The organism is Metabacillus sediminilitoris (assembly GCF_009720625.1).
Lineage (GTDB): Bacteria > Bacillota > Bacilli > Bacillales > Bacillaceae > Metabacillus > Metabacillus sediminilitoris.
On sequence record NZ_CP046266.1, the window covers coordinates 5,195,016 to 5,213,457 of the forward strand.

Annotated in this window: 13 protein-coding genes and 1 pseudogene; 6 read left to right on the forward strand and 8 right to left on the reverse strand. The window is 36.8% G+C overall.

Going from position 1 to position 18,442, the window contains the following annotated elements; all coding sequences use genetic code 11:
• The first annotated feature begins 232 nt into the window (after nucleotides 1-232).
• The 3 genes from GMB29_RS25035 (at nucleotide 233) to GMB29_RS25045 (ending at nucleotide 2,657) form a co-directional block, all read left to right on the forward strand.
• A complete protein-coding gene (locus GMB29_RS25035; RefSeq protein ID WP_155443949.1) occupies nucleotides 233-373 on the forward strand; it encodes a hypothetical protein in 141 nt (46 codons plus the stop codon).
• 335 nt (nucleotides 374-708) lie between these two features.
• Nucleotides 709-1,386: a hypothetical protein gene (locus tag GMB29_RS25040; protein ID WP_136352235.1), complete on the forward strand. Its 678-nt coding sequence runs from the start codon at nucleotides 709-711 to the stop codon at nucleotides 1,384-1,386.
• Nucleotides 1,383-2,657 (forward strand): efflux RND transporter periplasmic adaptor subunit, encoded by a 1,275-nt coding sequence (locus GMB29_RS25045; RefSeq protein WP_136352234.1) that lies wholly within the window; start codon nucleotides 1,383-1,385, stop codon nucleotides 2,655-2,657. Before GMB29_RS25040 ends, GMB29_RS25045 begins: the two co-directional genes overlap by 4 nt.
• A 150-nt stretch (nucleotides 2,658-2,807) precedes the next feature.
• Here the strand turns inward: GMB29_RS25045 and GMB29_RS25050 are convergent, their stop codons facing one another.
• The 8 genes and pseudogenes from GMB29_RS25050 to GMB29_RS25080 form a co-directional block, all read right to left on the reverse strand.
• Nucleotides 2,808-3,872: a M14 family zinc carboxypeptidase gene (locus tag GMB29_RS25050; protein WP_136352233.1), complete on the reverse strand. Its 1,065-nt coding sequence runs from the start codon at nucleotides 3,870-3,872 to the stop codon at nucleotides 2,808-2,810.
• Nucleotides 3,873-4,762: 890 nt separating this feature from the next.
• Nucleotides 4,763-5,524 (reverse strand): YibE/F family protein, encoded by a 762-nt coding sequence (locus GMB29_RS25055; RefSeq protein WP_136352232.1) that lies wholly within the window; start codon nucleotides 5,522-5,524, stop codon nucleotides 4,763-4,765.
• Nucleotides 5,521-6,630, reverse strand: a complete 1,110-nt coding sequence (locus GMB29_RS25060) for a YibE/F family protein (protein ID WP_136352435.1) — start codon at nucleotides 6,628-6,630, stop codon at nucleotides 5,521-5,523. Before GMB29_RS25060 ends, GMB29_RS25055 begins: the two co-directional genes overlap by 4 nt.
• Nucleotides 6,631-7,029: 399 nt before the next feature.
• Nucleotides 7,030-7,251 (reverse strand): transketolase C-terminal domain-containing protein, encoded by a 222-nt coding sequence (locus GMB29_RS28140; RefSeq protein ID WP_268921676.1) that lies wholly within the window; start codon nucleotides 7,249-7,251, stop codon nucleotides 7,030-7,032.
• A pseudogene (locus tag GMB29_RS25065) lies at nucleotides 7,208-7,614 on the reverse strand (transketolase C-terminal domain-containing protein). The gene GMB29_RS28140 and the pseudogene GMB29_RS25065 overlap by 44 nt, the downstream one beginning before the upstream one ends.
• 580 nt (nucleotides 7,615-8,194) lie before the next feature.
• The gene (locus tag GMB29_RS25070; RefSeq protein WP_136352231.1) at nucleotides 8,195-9,031 is read right to left on the reverse strand and encodes a carbohydrate ABC transporter permease; all 837 of its coding nucleotides are present in this window, start codon (nucleotides 9,029-9,031) and stop codon (nucleotides 8,195-8,197) included.
• A gap of 23 nt (nucleotides 9,032-9,054) precedes the next feature.
• Nucleotides 9,055-9,942 carry a carbohydrate ABC transporter permease gene (locus GMB29_RS25075; protein WP_136352230.1) on the reverse strand — a complete coding sequence of 296 codons (888 nt, stop codon included), beginning with the start codon at nucleotides 9,940-9,942 and terminating at the stop codon, nucleotides 9,055-9,057.
• Between the two features lie 92 nt (nucleotides 9,943-10,034).
• The gene (locus tag GMB29_RS25080) at nucleotides 10,035-11,306 is read right to left on the reverse strand and encodes a sugar ABC transporter substrate-binding protein (RefSeq protein WP_136352229.1); all 1,272 of its coding nucleotides are present in this window, start codon (nucleotides 11,304-11,306) and stop codon (nucleotides 10,035-10,037) included.
• 466 nt (nucleotides 11,307-11,772) lie between these two features.
• On the opposite strand from GMB29_RS25080, the gene bglX reads away from it, so the two are divergent.
• The 3 genes from bglX (at nucleotide 11,773) to GMB29_RS25095 (ending at nucleotide 18,410) form a co-directional block, all read left to right on the forward strand.
• On the forward strand, nucleotides 11,773-13,932 hold the full coding sequence (gene bglX / locus GMB29_RS25085) for a beta-glucosidase BglX (protein WP_136352228.1): 2,160 nt from the start codon (nucleotides 11,773-11,775) through the stop codon (nucleotides 13,930-13,932).
• Between the two features lie 20 nt (nucleotides 13,933-13,952).
• Complete coding sequence (locus tag GMB29_RS25090) at nucleotides 13,953-17,297, forward strand: GH36-type glycosyl hydrolase domain-containing protein (RefSeq protein WP_136352227.1); 3,345 nt, start codon at nucleotides 13,953-13,955, stop codon at nucleotides 17,295-17,297.
• 147 nt (nucleotides 17,298-17,444) lie between these two features.
• Complete coding sequence (locus GMB29_RS25095) at nucleotides 17,445-18,410, forward strand: LacI family DNA-binding transcriptional regulator (RefSeq protein WP_136352226.1); 966 nt, start codon at nucleotides 17,445-17,447, stop codon at nucleotides 18,408-18,410.
• Nucleotides 18,411-18,442: the final 32 nt, after the last annotated feature.

Here is an 18,442-nt window from a genome sequence, read left to right on the forward strand (position 1 = left end):
CTAATAAAGGGCAAATTAATATAACGTAAATCAATCAAGCAAAACAAACGTTGAATGAAACGTTTATTTTTAATATGTGCAAACTTAAGAAATTCAAGGATAACCTTGATCGATTTTTTATTGAAAGTTCCTTCATAGACAGACAGGAAATTGTTTGCTCATAAAACATTTAGGACGTCTCTAGAATAAATACCCGAAAATGTTAAAAGGTAAGTAAAAAGGAGGTGTCATCTTGACTAATATAATAGATGGAATGGATGCAGCAAGATTTCGATCAGCAAATTCTAAAGGTAATAAGCTTCCAGAAAAGAAGGTAAATGAAGAAGAAAAGAAAATGCCAATGGTACTAAGAGATCTAAAAAACGGGTCATGAGTAGTGACTAGGCATCCCGGTTTATTTCATGTCAAATGAGAAAATACTTAAAAAGAGGGTGACTCAAAATGTCGTAAATGGCGACCTTTTAAGCACCCTTTTCTACTTTTTATCGTTTACCGATTATTCATAGCAGATTAATTAATCCCAGTATTATTACAAATCCACAGGCTAAAGTAGTAGGCCTCCATCTCTGCTTATAACATGATCGCTATAGTTGGAACTCGCTTTGGCTTATTAATTGCCAACAACAAATTTTTAATTACATCCATCATTCCCCTAAAAATTAAGATAAAATAAGAATAGCTGAATTCTATTAAAAAGGGGAAACATGTATGTTCTATCAGATGCAAGTATTAAAAGGGCTATTACGACCGGAAACAAGTCTTTATCAATTACAAAAAGCGGAGAGAGTTACAGGTATTGGCCTTAAACTGATCTTGCTTTATCTATTCAGTTTTATTATTTTTGCAGCAAGTACATATTTTGGGATTGGAACAGAGTCATATTCTGGAACAATTACGGATCGCACCATAGAAGAATTTGAAGCAGGCAAGCTGTTATTGTTAGGAGGAAGACTTGTTTCAAGCTTGTTCTATACTAGTCTATTTATTTGGTTTGCTGCCTTTATTTTCTGGCTTTCACTTGATGTTTTTTACCTAAAAGCAGTGGCAGTTCAGATCATTGTGTTTGCGGTTCATTTAGTTGAAAACTCCATCACATCTCTTGTATTTGTTTTATTTGATTTGAATCATGCAAGCAATCCCTTTTCATTTGGAGTAATCAGCCAGTATTTTATACGTAACGAGTTTTGGAATCATTTTTTCAGTGCCATTACACTGTTTCACATCGTCGCAATAACGATACTTTACTATTACCTTAAAAATCTTACTAAAAGAAATAGATTTGTAACCCTCACTGTCATTCTATTATTTTATCTTTTCACATGGCTGTACACAGCTTTAATGGCATATGTTGAAGTACCTATCTTATTTAGGAGGTGGTTAGGATGAAAAAGTGGAAAATCATTTCGCTAACGGCTGTTTCATTGAGTTTTATTGCCATAAACGGGTATTTAATTGGGAAGAATGACAGCGAGGTTCAACATACCGTATACGTCGAAGACTGGACACGCGTAAAAGAAAAAAATGTTGTTGAGACATTTCATACAGATGGTGTCATTATGCCCCAAGAGGAATATGATATTTACTTTCATGATTCAGAAAAAGAATTTCAACGATTTCTTGTAAAAGAAGGTGATAAAGTAACGGCAGGAACTCCTTTGTTTGAGTTTACAACACCTGAACTAGATCATTTGAGAGAAACAGTTGAGTTGGAAAAGCAGCAGGCAGAGGGAGAAATAGCCGGGATTGATGAATACCTAAGTACATTATTGGATTACCAAGCCTCTATCTCCTCTTCTACCCTAACTACTGAATCTGAATCTGATTCTGCATCTGAATCTGAATTTGATGAGACTGCTTTAGAGGTTGGTTTACGCATTAATGAAAATGCTTCTTCAGATATGATAATCAGTACAATTGAACAGGAAATGTATAAACAAGAACTCGAAAAAAGCAAGCTTGAAGAAGAAGTGAGAAAGTATGATAGCCAATTAAACTCTATAAACGAACAAACTAGCTCAGCAATGATGGTGAGCGAAACCGACGGAATTGTCAAAGAAGTGAATAAAAAACTCGGAAATCCTGTCATTACCATTGCATCCAATGTCCTAGCGATAAAAGGACAGCTAACAGAAAACCAATATAAAAAGTCAGAAACAGGAATGCCCTTAACAGCGATTGCCGCAGGAAAGAAGCTTGAAGGAACGCTTGGTAAAATCAATGATTATCCAGTAAACGAGCTAGCAATCGGCGAGGAAAACCATTACCAGTTTGAAGCGACAATGACGGAACAACCAGAAGCACTTGCAATCGGTACAAAAGCTGCTGTTTCAGTTGTCACGGCAGAAGCGATTGGTGTGCCTACCGTTCGAGAAGAAGCAATCCATCATGTCAAAACACCTTATGCTTATCGATTAAATGAAAATGGACAAATCACAAAACAATCTGTCAAAACCGGCTTGAGCTTTGATGGGATCCAGGAAATAAAAGAGGGCATAGAAATTCGAGAAGTTATGATGCTCTCACCAGACCATGTCCCACAAAATAAAGCCTATTTTGTGACTGAAATGAAACCGAATAACATCAAAAAATCTGCTTTTGAGGAGATCACCTCACATGAAAAATGGGAATCTTTCTTAATAGGTTTGATTGAAAAATAGGGGTACCAAAAACAAAGGAAATCAAAGGGACGGTTCTTGTGTTTTCAATATGTCTGAAAACAATAGAACCGTCCCCCTGTTTTTTAGGACAGGGGACCTGTCCTGTCCCCTTGTCCCCCTTAGAGAAAGAAAAAGAAAATCTAGATATTTTTATTCATCGGATTCTTCACCAGTTCGATTCGTTTGAGTAGGAAGGGAATTCCAAAAGCTTGTATCAACCGTATCGATAGAACCATCCGCAATCGCTCTCACCGTTGAATCTAAAGTGGTAATCGTTTGTTTAATTAGGTAACCATTACTTTTTTGTCCAAGCGCGTAGGATTCGATATAGTGATCAGACATGCCCCGCATTTCAAACAGAAGAGTGGATATATCATAACGGACAGCTGCTCCGTTGCGTCCTATATTTTGACCTGAACCGCCATTGTATTTTCCAATATGGCCCCAGCCGGTATTCTCAATAGCATGATAAACTACTGCTCCTAATTTTTTAGAACGCTCAAGAACATCAGGTTTGACTTCAGAATTAGTCGGATAAAGAATTGACCCTGAAACAAGTTCACCTTCTGTTTCACTAGTTGATCCTTGATGGTGCAGGTCAATCATGTAATCAATATTATATTTTTCAAACACATTTTCATATAAGGCTTTCACTTCAATTTGCATACTGCTTATTGGTTTATCGTGCTCTCGATTTAAATCAATCTCGTTTGCATTATACCGTGTTAAGTGTCGATTTCCATCGGCTAAATAATGATCCAAGGAGAAATTAACATCACCCATTGCACCATCAGCATTTAACATAGGGATGACTAAGATATTCACTTTATCCAAGACATCTTTTGTTTTATTTGTGCCTAAGTGCTTAATGAATTCAAGAGCTCCTTCAGTTGTTAGCTGCTCGTTTCCGTGCTGCTGAGTTAAAAATAGAATGGTAGGGTTATCAGGATTTGATATGTATTTTGACAAATAAATATTCCGGCCCTTCACAGTTTGACCGATGATTTCCAAATCCATGGCCTCTTGTTTAGCATCCTCTGTTTTCAAATATTCTACCATGCTGTCATACGTGTGTAGAATTGAAGTTTGGATAGAGCCATTACCTGCACCTGGTCCATTGCCTACTGCACTAACTGGGGCAGAAACAAGGGAAATAGCACTTATTGCCATAAGACTGGATAGAGAAACAGACAAAACCTTCTTTTTTAAATTCATCGATATCCCCCACATTTTTTATTATAAATAATTCACATTATGAAGTATTTATAAGTATATATTCTACCGTTTATAGGATGTACGGTTAATAAAGGGATAGACTCAACATTTCGACAATTAAATATAAGTATTAAGACATAGTACAAGGGCAAAAATCATGTTATATGTAAAAAAGCATTTAATTTCCCCACTAAATATATTGGAAAATATTCCTATAAGTAATCTATTTTTCAATTCCAAAAATAATTTGTCGATATAAAAAGAGAATCATTTCCATAAAAAGCCGCTCCGTTATTCTATGTTTTATTTCTCTACAGCATTTGAAATAAATAAAAGAGGCTAAGTTCATCTGAAATCTTTCGATCCTTTCCATCATCTTATAGAAAAGAAATGCTTTTTTGGCACGTGGTAGTTTCAAGGAACTTCCGGTTAACCTTTAGTGCATCAGCATTCTGGATAGAAGATAAAGATTCAATTTTCTCTTCATCGTTACTTTGATTAGCTCTAACCTCTTGTAATTGTTTTCGTAAGCTAAAAAACAAGGACATGGTTCCCATCCCCATGTCCCTTCCAATCCTATTTAACCGCTGAAGGCCGTTACCGAAAATCTGGATATATCGGCGAAATTTATGATATATCAGCGAAATTCAGGATATATCGGCGAAATTCAGCATATATCAGCGAGATTTCAAATATATCGGCGAACGCTGATATAAACCTTTTAATAATAGTAAGGTAAAGGTAGGGATACCAAAACCCCGAACCCAACTTAATCCAACAAATTATTTACTTCGTCATCCGGTGAATATAGATCTATTCTTTTACCATGTCCTCATGTTTTACCTAAATCAATTTCACCTTTCTGATGCTGTTTTCATTCTGTTTCAATGTTATTTTCCTCTTGTTTTATCAAAATAATAGGCTGTGATCCAGGAAGTAATAGGAATGACCATAGCTATACCAATTCCAGCGCAAAGGATATTTATCATTTCAGCACTAAATATTTTTGAATTAACAATGTCTCCTACTGAATAAGATAAATCTTTAAACCATATAATCATGGCTAAGTATCCCCCAAAGAAGGCGAAAAACAATGTATTTGTATTGGTTCCCAGTATATCCCTCCCGATACTTATGCCAAATGTGAATAATTCCTTTCTACTAACATTTGGGTGATGATTGTACAGTTCCCGCATGGGAGAAGAAATCGAAATGGCCACATCGATAATGGCACCAATGGTACTCATAATGATCATGGCAGCGCCAATCTTTACAAAGTCTACTCCTAGATAGAGGGAAAACGCGCTAAGTTCCTCTGTTTCTTCTTCTCCAAATCCTTGAATCATTGTTTTGTCTGTTACAATCACAATAAAAAAGAGCAAAATAGCTAGTGTTATGATCGTAGAGACGAATGCCGTAATTGTTTTGTTGTTCACTTCGTTGATAAAAAAGAGATTAATGCAACTAATAAACGTACAAGCAATTAGGGTTAAGATAATTGGATTTGCATGTGGGTTCGTCATGATAAGAATGGTAAACAGGAGCACAGAAAAGTTTAAGAATAAGGCGATAAAAGACCTTGCCCCTTTCTTCCCTCCTATCAGTACCATTAATAGAAATAAGATGGCTGCTAGACAGACTAATACATTCATAATCTCGCCTTCTTTCGATTAACCAAAAAGATCGAAATATACAGGCCGATCGGAATGGTTAAGACAATACCGATTCCTCCAGCCAAAGCTCGAGCTAATTCCAATGACAAGTTCATCGATAGTGTAAATCCAAGCGGTGAGCCATTCTTCATATATAAAATGAGCATGGGTATCGATCCACTTATATAGGCAAAAAATAAGATATTTGTCATCGTTCCCATTACATCCTTGCCAATTTCCATCCCTGAGGCTTTTAGAGCTTTTATCGATATATGGTTATTTTTTTCGTACAACCCAAATATTGAGGAAGACATGGTGATGGCCACATCCATTACGGCCCCCAGGGATCCTATTAATATCCCTGCCATAAACACCATTTTATAAGGTCGCGTTAAAAACTGCATTTCCTCGTATCGAAGGCCTTCTTCAGCTGTCAGCCACATGACACCGTAGGTAATGATTAGAGATACAAAGGTTGCCAGCAAGGTTGCAACAATCGCAGCATAGGTTTTCTCATTAAAACCGTTAACAAGTAGGAGAGAAATGACAGTAAATAATATAACGCTAATACCACATGCCACTAATAAGCTGATTGTGCCTGTCTTTAAATAAGCATCTAAAGCATACGATAGGATAATGGCATTGACAGCCAAACTGATAATCGAAAACAGCCCTTGCTTTTTTCCAACGATCAGTAAAGAAAAAATAAAAATCCATGCGATGAACAAAACGTACTTATCCCGCTTTACGTTTTTTATGGTCCCAGTTAAACCTGTATCTTCATCTGTATTTGGATCAATCAAAACAAACACTTCATTGCCAATCTGATATTCTTGATCAAAGGCACCTGAAGCGGAATACTCATTTGTTAAATGAATAAGCTCTCCTTTCTTTTCACCATTTTTTAATTCAGCAATGATATGCTGATTGTATAATCGATCTTCATTATTATGTAAATCGGTCACTTTCGTTGTCTCTTCCAGCTCCGTTTTGATGACTTTTGCGATTGGACGATCATAGAATGAATAATTATGATTCACAAAAATAATAGAGGCGACAAAACAAATGGCTAGTGTCGCGTACATCATGATCTGTTTGTAGGTCATTTTCTTTAATTGGGTAACGATAAGATTCAATAGGAAACCTCCAAGTATCTGAGTGAAATGCCAGTGAACAATGGTCTTAGGATAACAAGATTGCTCCTGAAGCGTCAAATTCACTCTCTGAATTCGGCTTTTGTTATCAGTGGGAAAAAGCTATATCCTACTATACCATTTATCACAAACAGAATCGTTAAAGTACGATAGATAGTCCAGCCATTCTAGCTAACTCTTTAAAATTCATGTGCTCACCTATAATAGAACGATCGTACTCAATACAAAAAGCCTTACTCCTTATAAAAGGAAAGCTTTTTTTAGAAAAATAAAAAAGAGAGACAATCACTCTAAAATGATCGACTCTCTATACAAAATTTATGATAGTGGCTTGATCAAAAATCGTTCTACCTAAATTAATTCCTTCACAGCAGCGACAATATCCTTCGCCGTTAACTGATAAAATCCTTTTAAATAATCGGCTTTTCCAACCTGACCAAATTGCTCCTTTACTCCAATCCTTCTTAACGGAGTTGGACAATGCTCACTCAATACTTCTGCAACTGCACTACCTAATCCACCAATAACATTATGGTTTTCTGCTGTAACGATTGCTTTTGTTTTTTTCTGCATAGTGGACAATTAACTCCTTATCAATTGGCTTGATTGAATACATATCGATAACAGAAGCTTCTATTCCCATTCTGCTGCTTTCAATGATTCAGCTACCATGATGCCACTCGCAATGATGGTCACGTCTCCACCTTCACGAAGGACCTTTCCTTTGCCGGCTTCAAAGACTTCTTTTTCATCATAAAGTTTAACGGCATTTTTGCGAATCGTCCGAATGTAGTGAATGCCATATTCTTTTTCTACTTTTCGCAGCAAATAACCTAGCATGGTTGCATCGCTTGCTTCATAAACATATGCATTTGGTATGAGGCGAACGGGTCCAATGAACAGACTCATTTGGACTTTTGATTGATCAATTATCATCTCATTTCACCCTGATTTTGTTTTATACAACTCGTCCATACATATGTAGGATTGCTTTAGTGAATCTATACCGTTAGTATTTAAATCATATTGCATGACTATCTCCCCTATTTAATAATGCTTAAATTTTTTCACTTCCCACAAACCTGATATAACCTTATTCTAAGTTAACGTATATATCTATATACAGAAATACTGTCCTTTAATGGCATAACATACTATTTTAAGATGAACCATCTAATTTCTTTTCTTATTCAAGAATATGGCCATTTAATGGAATAACGTGACTGGCGTTTTAATCATCTTTATTATTTTTTAAATGACTATATTATAAATTACGACTTTATTATGATGAAACACCTTCCGTATTTTTTTAAAAAAAATATATATTATCATTATCGACTTTTTTGCATAACCATCCGTTTTTGTTGAGATTCTTCGATGCGTTTTAAGTACAGATTTATAAAATCATCTGTGATTCTCTGGGATAGTACCCTATGCGATCTTTCAATATGTTTTCGATCACCCATATGGTTCCTTAAACAACAAAAAAGCCCCAACCAAGGGACTTTTAAACATCTTATTTCATTCCAGAAATCGTATATCCTTCGATAATATGCTTTTGGAAAAGTAAGAAGATAATAATAATCGGAACAACCATGAACGTTGAGCCTGCCATTTGTAATCCAAAATTTCCACCGTATTGGCCTTTTAATAATGCAAGCCCAACAGATAATGTATATAGGCTTTCATCATTAGCAATAATTAATGGCCATAAAAAACTATTCCAGCCTGCTATAAATGTTAGTATTCCTTGCACAGCTAGAATCGGTTTAGAAATTGGCAAAATAATTTGGATAAATACCCTGAATTCACTTGCCCCATCAAGTCTTGCAGCTTCTAATAATTCATCTGGAATCGTGGACATAAACTGTCTAAATAAGAAGATTCCAAATGCCCCTACTAGACCAGGCAATACAATTCCTGCCATCGTATTGGTTAATTGTAATTGATTCAGGATCAAATACACAGGGATCATCGTTACTTGTCCAGGAATCATCATTGTTGCTAAAACTAAATAAAAAAGTGGCTGCTTCCCTTTAAATTCATATTTTGCAAATGCAAAGCCTGCCATTGCATTTAAGAAGAGTCCGATAAATGAACACAGGACAACGATGATTGTATTGAATGTATATTTTCCAAAGTTCATATTATCAAACAAATATGAAAAATTATCAAATGTGAAATCTTTTGGCCACATAGTCGGCGGGATTTGAAGGATTTCACTTTCGGGTTTAAACGCAGATAGAATCATCCAAATAAATGGGATAGAGATTAAAAATCCGCCGATCGTTAGAACAATTCCTAATATCCACTGCTTGGAGCGCTGATTATTAACATATTGATTTGCTTTCATTTGGGTCACCTCGGATTTCTCACTTAATAATCAACTTCTTTTTTCTGTAGCCTGAATTGAATTAGAGTCACAATGATTATGGCAATAAACAAGATAAAGGAACCAGCTGCAGCATAACCGAAGTTACTAAGTTGGAAACCATTGCGGTATATAAATAGCGCTACAGATGTCGTACTATCTAGCGGCCCACCATCGGTCATGATAAACGGTTCTTCAAAAAATTGAAGCCACCCGATCATAGTTGTGATAGATACGAAGAAAATGGCGTATCTCAGTAATGGAATCGTTATTTTTGTTAACTGCTTCCAGTCACTTGCTCCATCTAACTGTGCCGCCTCATAATACGTTTTAGGAATTCCTTGCAATGCTGCAAGGAAAATAATCATATTTACTCCAATAGCTCTCCATAACGCTAAAGCGATTAAAGATATTTTTGCCATAAGAGGGTCCTGTAGCCAAGGAACAGCAGGAATGTTAAAAAGTCCTAAAATATAATTAAACAGCCCGAATTGAGGATTGTATAAGTAACTCCACACGACCGCAACCGCTACGACGTTCGTTACCGAAGGCATATAAAATACTGCGCGAAAGGCTTTAAATATAGGTGCTTTTCCATAATTGATCAAAATGGCGATTCCTAATGAACATACAATAACCAATGGAACACCAAAAACGACATAAAATAAGGTGTTAAGGATAGACTTCAAAAAAATGGGATCACTTAGTACATCCAGATAATTTTTTATTCCTATAAAAGAAATCGTTGACCAATCAGCTAAGCCGGCCAAATCGATATCTGTAAAACTAATAATTAAAGCAACAAATATAGGAAACAGTGAAAACAAGCACAACAAAATAAGTGCAGGTGCAATAAAGAGATATGGAATTTTTTTGTTTATAGTACCTTTCATAGCGAGTCACTTCCTTTATTATGCCCAAAATAACTTGGACAAATTTGGGTAACTAGCAAGGAAACCCTGCTAGTCATCCTTATTGAAAAATTTTAATCAGCTAAGATCTCTTGAGCTTTCTTATTGAAAGCATCCATCTCTTTTTGCACATCTTCTCCGCCGCGATAGATTTTTTCGAAACTTGTTAGAAATGTTTGTGCAATTTCTTCCCATTCCTTAATTACCGGCATTGCTTGAGAGTTTTCCATTTGCTCGCCAAATGTTTTGTATTGCTCATTTCCTTGTAAAGATTTGTCTCCCCATGATTTTTTATTAGCCGGAAGTGAATTCGTCATTTCTTTCCATTCTATTTGTACTTCAGGCTTACTCATATACGCTAAGAATTTCAATGCAGCCTCTTCATTTTTTGTGTATTCAAAAATGGATAAATTCGAGCCGCCTAATGCAGAAAGGTTACTTTCTTTAGCAGGAAGAACAGCTGTAGCCCATTTCCCTTCTAATTCAGGAGCTTGATCGTTAATTAATTTAACCATCCAAGGACCGCTAATAAACATTGGTAAAATTCCTTCACCTTTAAATGCTTGTACAATATCAATACCTAGATCTTGTTTAGGTGTTGAGCCATCCTCAAAGAAGCCATTTAAATAAGATACTGCCTCAACAAATTCTTTTTCATTAAATAATGGTTTATTTCCTTCACCAAGCAACATGGATCCATTTTGACGGGCAAACATGAAGCCTAAGGTTTGCTCTTTTGTATCAATACTGATTCCATATTTACCTTCTCCTCGTTCAGCTAATTTTTTAGCAGCGTCGCGAAGTTCTTCCCATGTATTTGGTGCTTCCTTATACCCAACTTCTTCTAATAAATCGGTACGGTAATAAAGAACTCGTGAATCAACATACCAAGGAACACCTACTACTTTATCTTCATATTTAGTTGTTTCTACTGAACCTTCGAAAAAATTGCTTGCTTGGAGTTCTGGATAATCTTCCATATGTGGAGTTAAATCCTTTAACGCATTAGCACTAGCAAATTCAGGAATCCAAGTTGTACCCATTTGTACGACGTCAGGTCCCTTTTTGGAGGCAACTGCTGTTAATAATTTGTCATGTGCCGTATCCCAAGGAATTGCTTGTACTTTCACATCAATTTCGGGATTTTCTTTTTCAAATTGCTCAGCAATTTTGGGAAGTGATTTTGCCTCTTCTCCCATGCCCCAAACATTAATCGTTGTTTTATCAGAATCGGCATTACTTTCATTATTTGAACAGCCTGCTAGGGCCCCTGAAAAAATAACAGAACCAATTAATGCAATAGCCGCCACTTTTTTGCCAGCTTTTTTAACTAAGGTATTTTTCATTTCGTAATCCCCCTAATCTAACTTTTTTAATAAACACTTTTCCTATTATCAAGGTAAATCATTCATCCACCTCAAAGATATATCTATTTCTATTAACCTATTCCCCCCTTATAGTGAAACGTTTCGATTATCTTTTCATAAAAACGTTTCTTTACTTGCGGAAATACTATCCTGATGGAGATTCGATTCATAGAAACGTTTCGATAACATTATAAAATAACTTGTAATCGGTTTCAACATAATTTTTTTATAATTTAATAAAATATACGGAAGAAGTTTACCCTATATCAATTAAATACATATAATTTGTTTCATTTCCTACCAAAAATTCAGAGAAACGTTTCGATTATTAATTGACTACATTTTTGAAAGCGTCTATAATTTGATTCATATCGATTCGAAACGTTTCTATAAACCTGACTGGAGAGTAACATAGAATGCAAATAAGCAAATTGGAGGATTTATGATGAGAGACCAGCAAATTACTTCTATATTAAAACAAATGACATTAGAAGAAAAAATTGCCCAATTATTACAGCTGGCAACCCCATTTTTTAAAGGATCTAAGAGCCAAGGAGAAATAACCGGTCCAATGGCCGAGATGGGTGTTTCTGAAGAAAACATTCGTAATACCGGATCTGTTCTTGGCGCTTCAGGTGCAAAGGAAGTTATGAATATTCAACAAGCCCATTTAAAAGATTCTCGTTTGGGGATTCCATTATTAATGATGGCTGATATTGTTCATGGCTTTAAAACCATCTTTCCTGTTCCATTAGCTATTGGCTGTTCCTGGGATTTGGAATTAGCTGAAAAAAGTGCAGAAATTGCGGCTCATGAAGCATCTGTTTCAGGTGTACATGTTACATTTGCACCGATGGTTGATTTAGTACGTGATCCACGCTGGGGAAGAGTGATGGAATCAACGGGTGAAGATCCATATTTAAACAGCGAATTTGCAAGGGCGTTTGTTCGCGGTTTCCAAGGTAAGGATTTAACAAAAGACAAAACCAGAGTTGCTGCCTGTGTCAAACATTTTGCTGCATATGGGGCTGTCGAAGGCGGCAGAGATTACAATACAGTGAATATGTCTGAGCGCCAGATGTATGAATCCTATTTACCTGCATATAAAGCAGCACTAGATGAAGGCTGCGAAATGGTCATGACCGCTTTTAATACGGTCGATGGGATTCCGGCAACAGCAAACAAAAAATTGATGCGGGATTTACTTCGCGATGAGTGGGGCTTCAACGGTATCCTTATTTCTGACTGGGGAGCGGTAAAAGAGATGATTCCACATGGAGTAGCAGAAGATTCGGCTGAAGCTGCGTTAAAAGCTATTCAAGCTGGGCTTGATATTGAAATGATGACAACCTGCTATGTTGATCACTTAAGACAGTTGATTGATGCTGGAGAAGTCAATGAATCAATACTTGACGAGGCGGTCGTTCGAATATTACGCCTTAAACAAAAGCTCGGATTATTTGAGGATCCATTTCGTGGAGCAGACATTGATCTGGAAAAAGAAATCATCCTTTCAGAAAACCATCGCCAAGCAGCCCGCGAACTTGCAACAAAATCATGTGTGTTATTAAAAAATGATGGTGTCCTCCCTCTTAATAAAGGTCTAAAGGTTGCCCTAATCGGTCCTTTTGCTCAGAATAGGGACATTTTAGGCCCATGGTCTTGGCTAGGTTCAAAAGAAGAGGCTGTACAGTTATATGACGGCATTTTGAAAAAAGTAGATTCATCCCATCTTCTTGTTTCTAATGGATGTGACATTGAAACTAGTTCACCAAAACAATATGAAGAAGCACTAAAAATTGCCGAGAATTCTGATGTGATTGTTCTAGCACTCGGAGAACATTCAGGAATGAGTGGTGAAGCTTGCAGCCGTGCAGATATCCGTTTACCACAGGCGCAACTTGACTTAATAGAAAAATTGAAACAAGCGCAGAAACCAATTGTAACTGTTTTATTTAACGGGCGGCCACTTGATTTACATGGTGTTATTGAGCACTCAGATGCAGTGTTAGAAGCTTGGTACCCAGGAACTGAAGGCGGTGCAGCCATTGCAGATTTGCTATTTGGTGATGCCAACCCTTCTGGAAAATTAACAATGTCTTTCCCTTATTCAGTCGGACAGATCCCGGTATATTATAACTGTTTTAATACTGGCAGACCTCCTGCTGAAGCGAAGGATCACTATTTTTCTAAATATTTGGATATACCAAACGAGCCGCTCCTTCCATTTGGTTACGGTTTAAGCTATACATCATTTAGCTACAACAATGCCAAAATTTCGGGCACTCCTATGACCCATGATCAATTGTTAGAGGTGTCAATTGAAGTTACCAATAACGGAAAAATGGCTGGAGAGGAAATTGTTCAACTTTATGTTCGTGATATAGCAGGTGAAGTTGTCCGCCCGCTTAAAGAGCTAAAAGCCTTTAAAAAAATCTTGCTTCAGCCAGGTGAAACGAAGAAGGTAACCTTTACCTTATCAGAGAAGCAATTGCGTTATTATCATTCCAATATGGAATTCACAAGCGATGCAGGCTCTTTCGAAGCTTATGTTGGTTCAAATAGCCATGAAGTATTCGCATTACCATTTCAACTAGTAAAATAACAGAAATGAGGAATTTATCTATGACCACTTTGACTGATACACAGTTTCGAATAGATGCGGGTGATCTTTTATTTACGTTTTTAAATAGCGGAGACATTTTTGAAATATCTCATCAGACAACAATGATTAATCAGCTGCTGACTAACCCGATTGATGGTTCGCTGAACAACTTATATTTGCGTCTTCATAAAGAGACTGGCATACAGGTTTATCCGTTATTGGGAATTAAATCTGCCAGCAATGTCCACTATTCTGAATCACAAGTTACTTGGGATGGCTTAGTTGAAGATATTAAATATACCGTTACTTTTACTCTTACTAAACAAGGAATTTGGTTTTGGAATATCAATGTTGGAGGCAATAATGTTGAAGTTGATATTATTTATGGCCAAGATCTGGGAATCGCAGATAAAGGAGCGGTTCGCACAAATGAAGCCTATGTTTCTCAATATATTGATCATATTGTTTTCGAGGATGCTCAAAAAGGTTATGTCGTATGTTCACGGCAAAACCAGCCTCAACAGGGCAAATTTCCATATATGCAACAGGGGGCACTAACAAAGGCTATAGGTTTTTCTACAGACGGCTTTCAGTTTTTCGGCTTATCTTATAAAGAAACCGATGAGCCTGAAGCGTTAAAAAAAGAAATGCTTGCAAATGAAATCTATCAATATGAATTTGCTTATACCGCCCTGCAATCAGAGCGAGTCCGTTTGAATGGACAGGCTCAATTTGTATTCTATGGATTATTTAAAGGAAATCATCCTGATGCCGTTTCTTCACCAGAGTTTGCAGAAGAAATAGCTACTGCATGGAATTTGGTTCAGGAAACCTCTTTTAAAGAAATGAAGTCTAAAGAAAAGGTACGGATTTCAAATCGAATTGGCAAGCCATTTCAAGCATCTTCTATGTCACAGGAAGAAATTAATCGCTTCTTTCCCAAACGTCATCAAGAAGAATGGGATGGAAACATTCTCTTATCATTTTTCACTGATAAGCATGAGCATGTCATTTTAAAAGAAAAGGAACAATATGTCGAAAGGCCGCATGGACATATTTTAATGTCAGGGCAAAATGTTCAAAACATAGAAACTGTCCTGACGACTACCTCGCATATTTATGGAGTATTTAATTCACAGCTTGTTGTAGGAAATACTTCCTTTAATAAAATGCTTTCAAATACCCGAAATGCATTAAATATAATGAAAACAGCTGGACAACGAATTTATATCGAATTAGATGGAAAGTTCCATCTCTTAACAATGCCATCTATGTTTGAGCTTGGGTTTAACTATGCCCGTTGGTATTACAAAGCAAATAATGAATTAATCATTGTCACAAATTACACAATCGTTGATTCGCCTGAAATACATCTCACCATTCAAGCAACAAGCGGCAAAAAATACCGTTACCTTGTAACAAACCAGGTAACAATGAATGGAAATGAGTATGAGACACCTTTCCATGTAGCCGAAACAGAAGATCATTTTTCGTTTTATGCAGACGGATCAGCAATGAATGCTTCACATTACCCTAACCTGAGCTATCACCTGAAAGTGACAGGTGCAAAGGTATCGATGAAGGATGAAAGCCTATTTGCAACGAACATCGTCCCTCATGCTGCTTCTCTTATTGTTCTTGAGATTAATGAGGCAAGCAACTGGACGATGTCTATTCAAGGTTTATTACATGGAGGTCATATCCCATTTATAGAGCGTGAAATGGAAACAGAAATTGAGCGCTATCGATTGTTTTTCAAATCAGTCATGAATGGTTTCCGATTGCAGCAAAATGGCCAACCAACTGAAGAACTGGAAAAAGTGAACGCTTTAGCCTGGTGGTATACACATAATATGCTCGTGCACTATTCCGTACCTCATGGACTTGAACAATATGGCGGGGCAGCGTGGGGAACACGGGATGTATGTCAAGGACCGACAGAATATTTTATGGCTACTCAGAAATACGATACAGTTCGTGAAATTATAAAAACAGTCTATTCCCATCAATTTGAGGACGATGGAAACTGGCCGCAATGGTTCATGTTTGATAAATACTTTACGATCAAGGCTGAAGAAAGTCACGGTGATATTATTGTCTGGCCATTAAAAGTTGTAAGTGACTATTTATCTGTAACAAATGATTTTAGCATTTTGGATGAAAAAGTACCATATACAAGACGGAGCAATCACCAATTTACAGAAGATACTTATACAATCTTGAGCCATATAAAGAAGGAAATCGCTTATATTAAAAGCCATTTCTTGCATGAAACGTACTTGTCTTCCTATGGTGATGGTGATTGGGACGATACCCTACAACCGGCAAACTCACAGCTGAAGCAATACATGGTGAGCAGCTGGACAGTCTCATTAACTTACCAAGTCTTTAACCAGCTTTCAAAGGTATTACGAAAAAAAAATGAACAAGATGCAATAGAACTTGAGAAATTAGCAAAGGGGATTCAAGAAGACTTTTCAAAATATATGTTACAGTCAGATGTCATTCCTGGATTTGTTTATCTAGAATATTCTGATAACCCTGAGCTTATGCTTCATCCAACAGACTCAAAGACTGGGATCGATTACCGTCTCCTCCCGATGACACGCAGCATGATTAGTGAGTTGCTGACACCAGAACAAGCGGAAGGTCATTATCACATAATAAAAGAAAACCTTTTTTGCCCAGATGGTGTCCGTTTAATGAATAAGCCAGCAAATTATCATGGCGGTGTTAGTACGAACTTTAAACGAGCTGAGCAGGCAGCGAATTTTGGCCGTGAAATAGGCCTTCAATATGTGCATGCACATATTCGCTATGTAGAAGCTATGGCGAAGCTGGGAAAAGTCGATGAAGTCTGGAATGGTTTATTAATGATCAACCCGATTGGAATCCAAGAAGTGGTTTCAAATGCTGAACGCAGGCAAAGCAATGCTTATTTCAGCAGCTCAGATGGTAAATTTAACACTCGTTATGAAGCTGGTGAAAATTTTAATAAGCTGCTTACTGGTTCGGTTCCTGTAAAAGGTGGCTGGCGCATTTATTCTAGCGGTCCAGGAATTTATATGAATCAACTCATTTCCAATTGTTTAGGAATTAGGCAGGATAATGGGAATCTTGTAATTGACCCGGTATTACCTGAAAAATTAAACGGACTGGAATTTCATTATCAGTATATGAATCATTCCCTTGTGTTTAGTTATCACCTTCAAGGTCTTAAGGTAAAAAAAGTGTTAATAAATGGTCATCCTGTTTCTACAGAAACGGTATCAAATCGTTACCGAAGTGGAGGATTAATCATTTCAAATCAAGATCTGGAGCAGCTTTTGACTAAACCTACGAATAAGATCGAAATTTTTATATAATGGCGGCGGCCCATTTGGCCGCCTGATTGCTATTTAGGATCTCTTTTCCTGACCAATTTAAAGAGAATTGCATCGATCTAATATAGGTTAGCTAAAAAAACAGTATAATATAAGAAATGGCCAAAGGATAGATAGGAGAGATCGAACGTGGTTAGTATAAAAGATATTGCAAAAAAAGCAGGTGTGTCCATTTCAACAGTGTCTTATGCATTAAACGGCAACCCAAAAGTGACACAAGAAACCTCTGCTAGAATTTTGGCAATTGCCAAGGAATTAAACTATATCCCAAATGCGGCTGCACGAAATCTAAAAAAACGGGAAACTAAAATATTAGGGGTATTTTTAACAGACTATAGTGGTGCTTTTTACGGACAACTCCTTCAGGGAATGCGTGAAACACTAAGTCAAAAAGGCTATGAACTCATCGTCTGCAGCGGAAAGCGCTCGCATTTATTTCTGCCGGAGCGAATGATTGATGGTGCAATTATTTTAGATGAAACACTCTCTGATGAAGAATTGCTTCAATATGCGGATTTGGGTCATAAATTGGTGGTATTAGATCGGGAGCTGGACCATCCTAATATTAGTCAAGTGTTACTCGATAATAAGGCTGGGGCTACCCTTGCTATTAATCATTTAATTGATAAAGGCCATCGCAAGATTTACGTTCTAACAGGTCCAAAAGGTACCTATGATTCGATCCAAAGATTAAATGCAGTCAGACAAGCGGCCAGCAGGCATCCAGATATTGATTTCACTGAAATTGAAGGGAATTTTATTAAGTCATCTGGTGAAAAAGCGGCCAAACAAATTCTCGAGGAATCCAACCAACCAGTTGCTGTTTTTTGCTTAAATGACGAAATGGCGATCGGTATTTATGACTATCTTTCAAATACGGATTATAAAGTTGGAAAAGATATTCACATTATCGGCTTTGATAATATAGAAGTTTCTAATTACGTCCATCCCCGTTTAGCAACAATTGATTACTCTAAATGGAGATGGGGAGCTGTCGGTTCGGAGCAATTACTTAAACTGATCGCTAATGAACCGGTTGAACATGAACGAATTTATGTTACTGTTATTGAAGGGGAATCAGTAACAAATATATAAATAAAAATCCAGCTTTAGGGGCTGGATTTTTT

What these genes read in the sequence shown, in the direction of transcription:
- GMB29_RS25040 (WP_136352235.1), top strand. Translation starts at nt 709, where the DNA reads ATGTTCTATCAGATGCAAGTATTAAAAGGGCTATTACGACCGGAAACA.
- GMB29_RS25045 (WP_136352234.1), top strand. Translation starts at nt 1,383, where the DNA reads ATGAAAAAGTGGAAAATCATTTCGCTAACGGCTGTTTCATTGAGTTTT.
- GMB29_RS25050 (WP_136352233.1), bottom strand. Translation starts at nt 3,872, where the DNA reads ATGAATTTAAAAAAGAAGGTTTTGTCTGTTTCTCTATCCAGTCTTATG.
- GMB29_RS25055 (WP_136352232.1), bottom strand. Translation starts at nt 5,524, where the DNA reads ATGAATGTATTAGTCTGTCTAGCAGCCATCTTATTTCTATTAATGGTA.
- GMB29_RS25060 (WP_136352435.1), bottom strand. Translation starts at nt 6,630, where the DNA reads ATGACCTACAAACAGATCATGATGTACGCGACACTAGCCATTTGTTTT.
- GMB29_RS28140 (WP_268921676.1), bottom strand. Translation starts at nt 7,251, where the DNA reads ATGCAGAAAAAAACAAAAGCAATCGTTACAGCAGAAAACCATAATGTT.
- GMB29_RS25070 (WP_136352231.1), bottom strand. Translation starts at nt 9,031, where the DNA reads ATGAAAGCAAATCAATATGTTAATAATCAGCGCTCCAAGCAGTGGATA.
- GMB29_RS25075 (WP_136352230.1), bottom strand. Translation starts at nt 9,942, where the DNA reads ATGAAAGGTACTATAAACAAAAAAATTCCATATCTCTTTATTGCACCT.
- GMB29_RS25080 (WP_136352229.1), bottom strand. Translation starts at nt 11,306, where the DNA reads ATGAAAAATACCTTAGTTAAAAAAGCTGGCAAAAAAGTGGCGGCTATT.
- bglX (WP_136352228.1), top strand. Translation starts at nt 11,773, where the DNA reads ATGAGAGACCAGCAAATTACTTCTATATTAAAACAAATGACATTAGAA.
- GMB29_RS25090 (WP_136352227.1), top strand. Translation starts at nt 13,953, where the DNA reads ATGACCACTTTGACTGATACACAGTTTCGAATAGATGCGGGTGATCTT.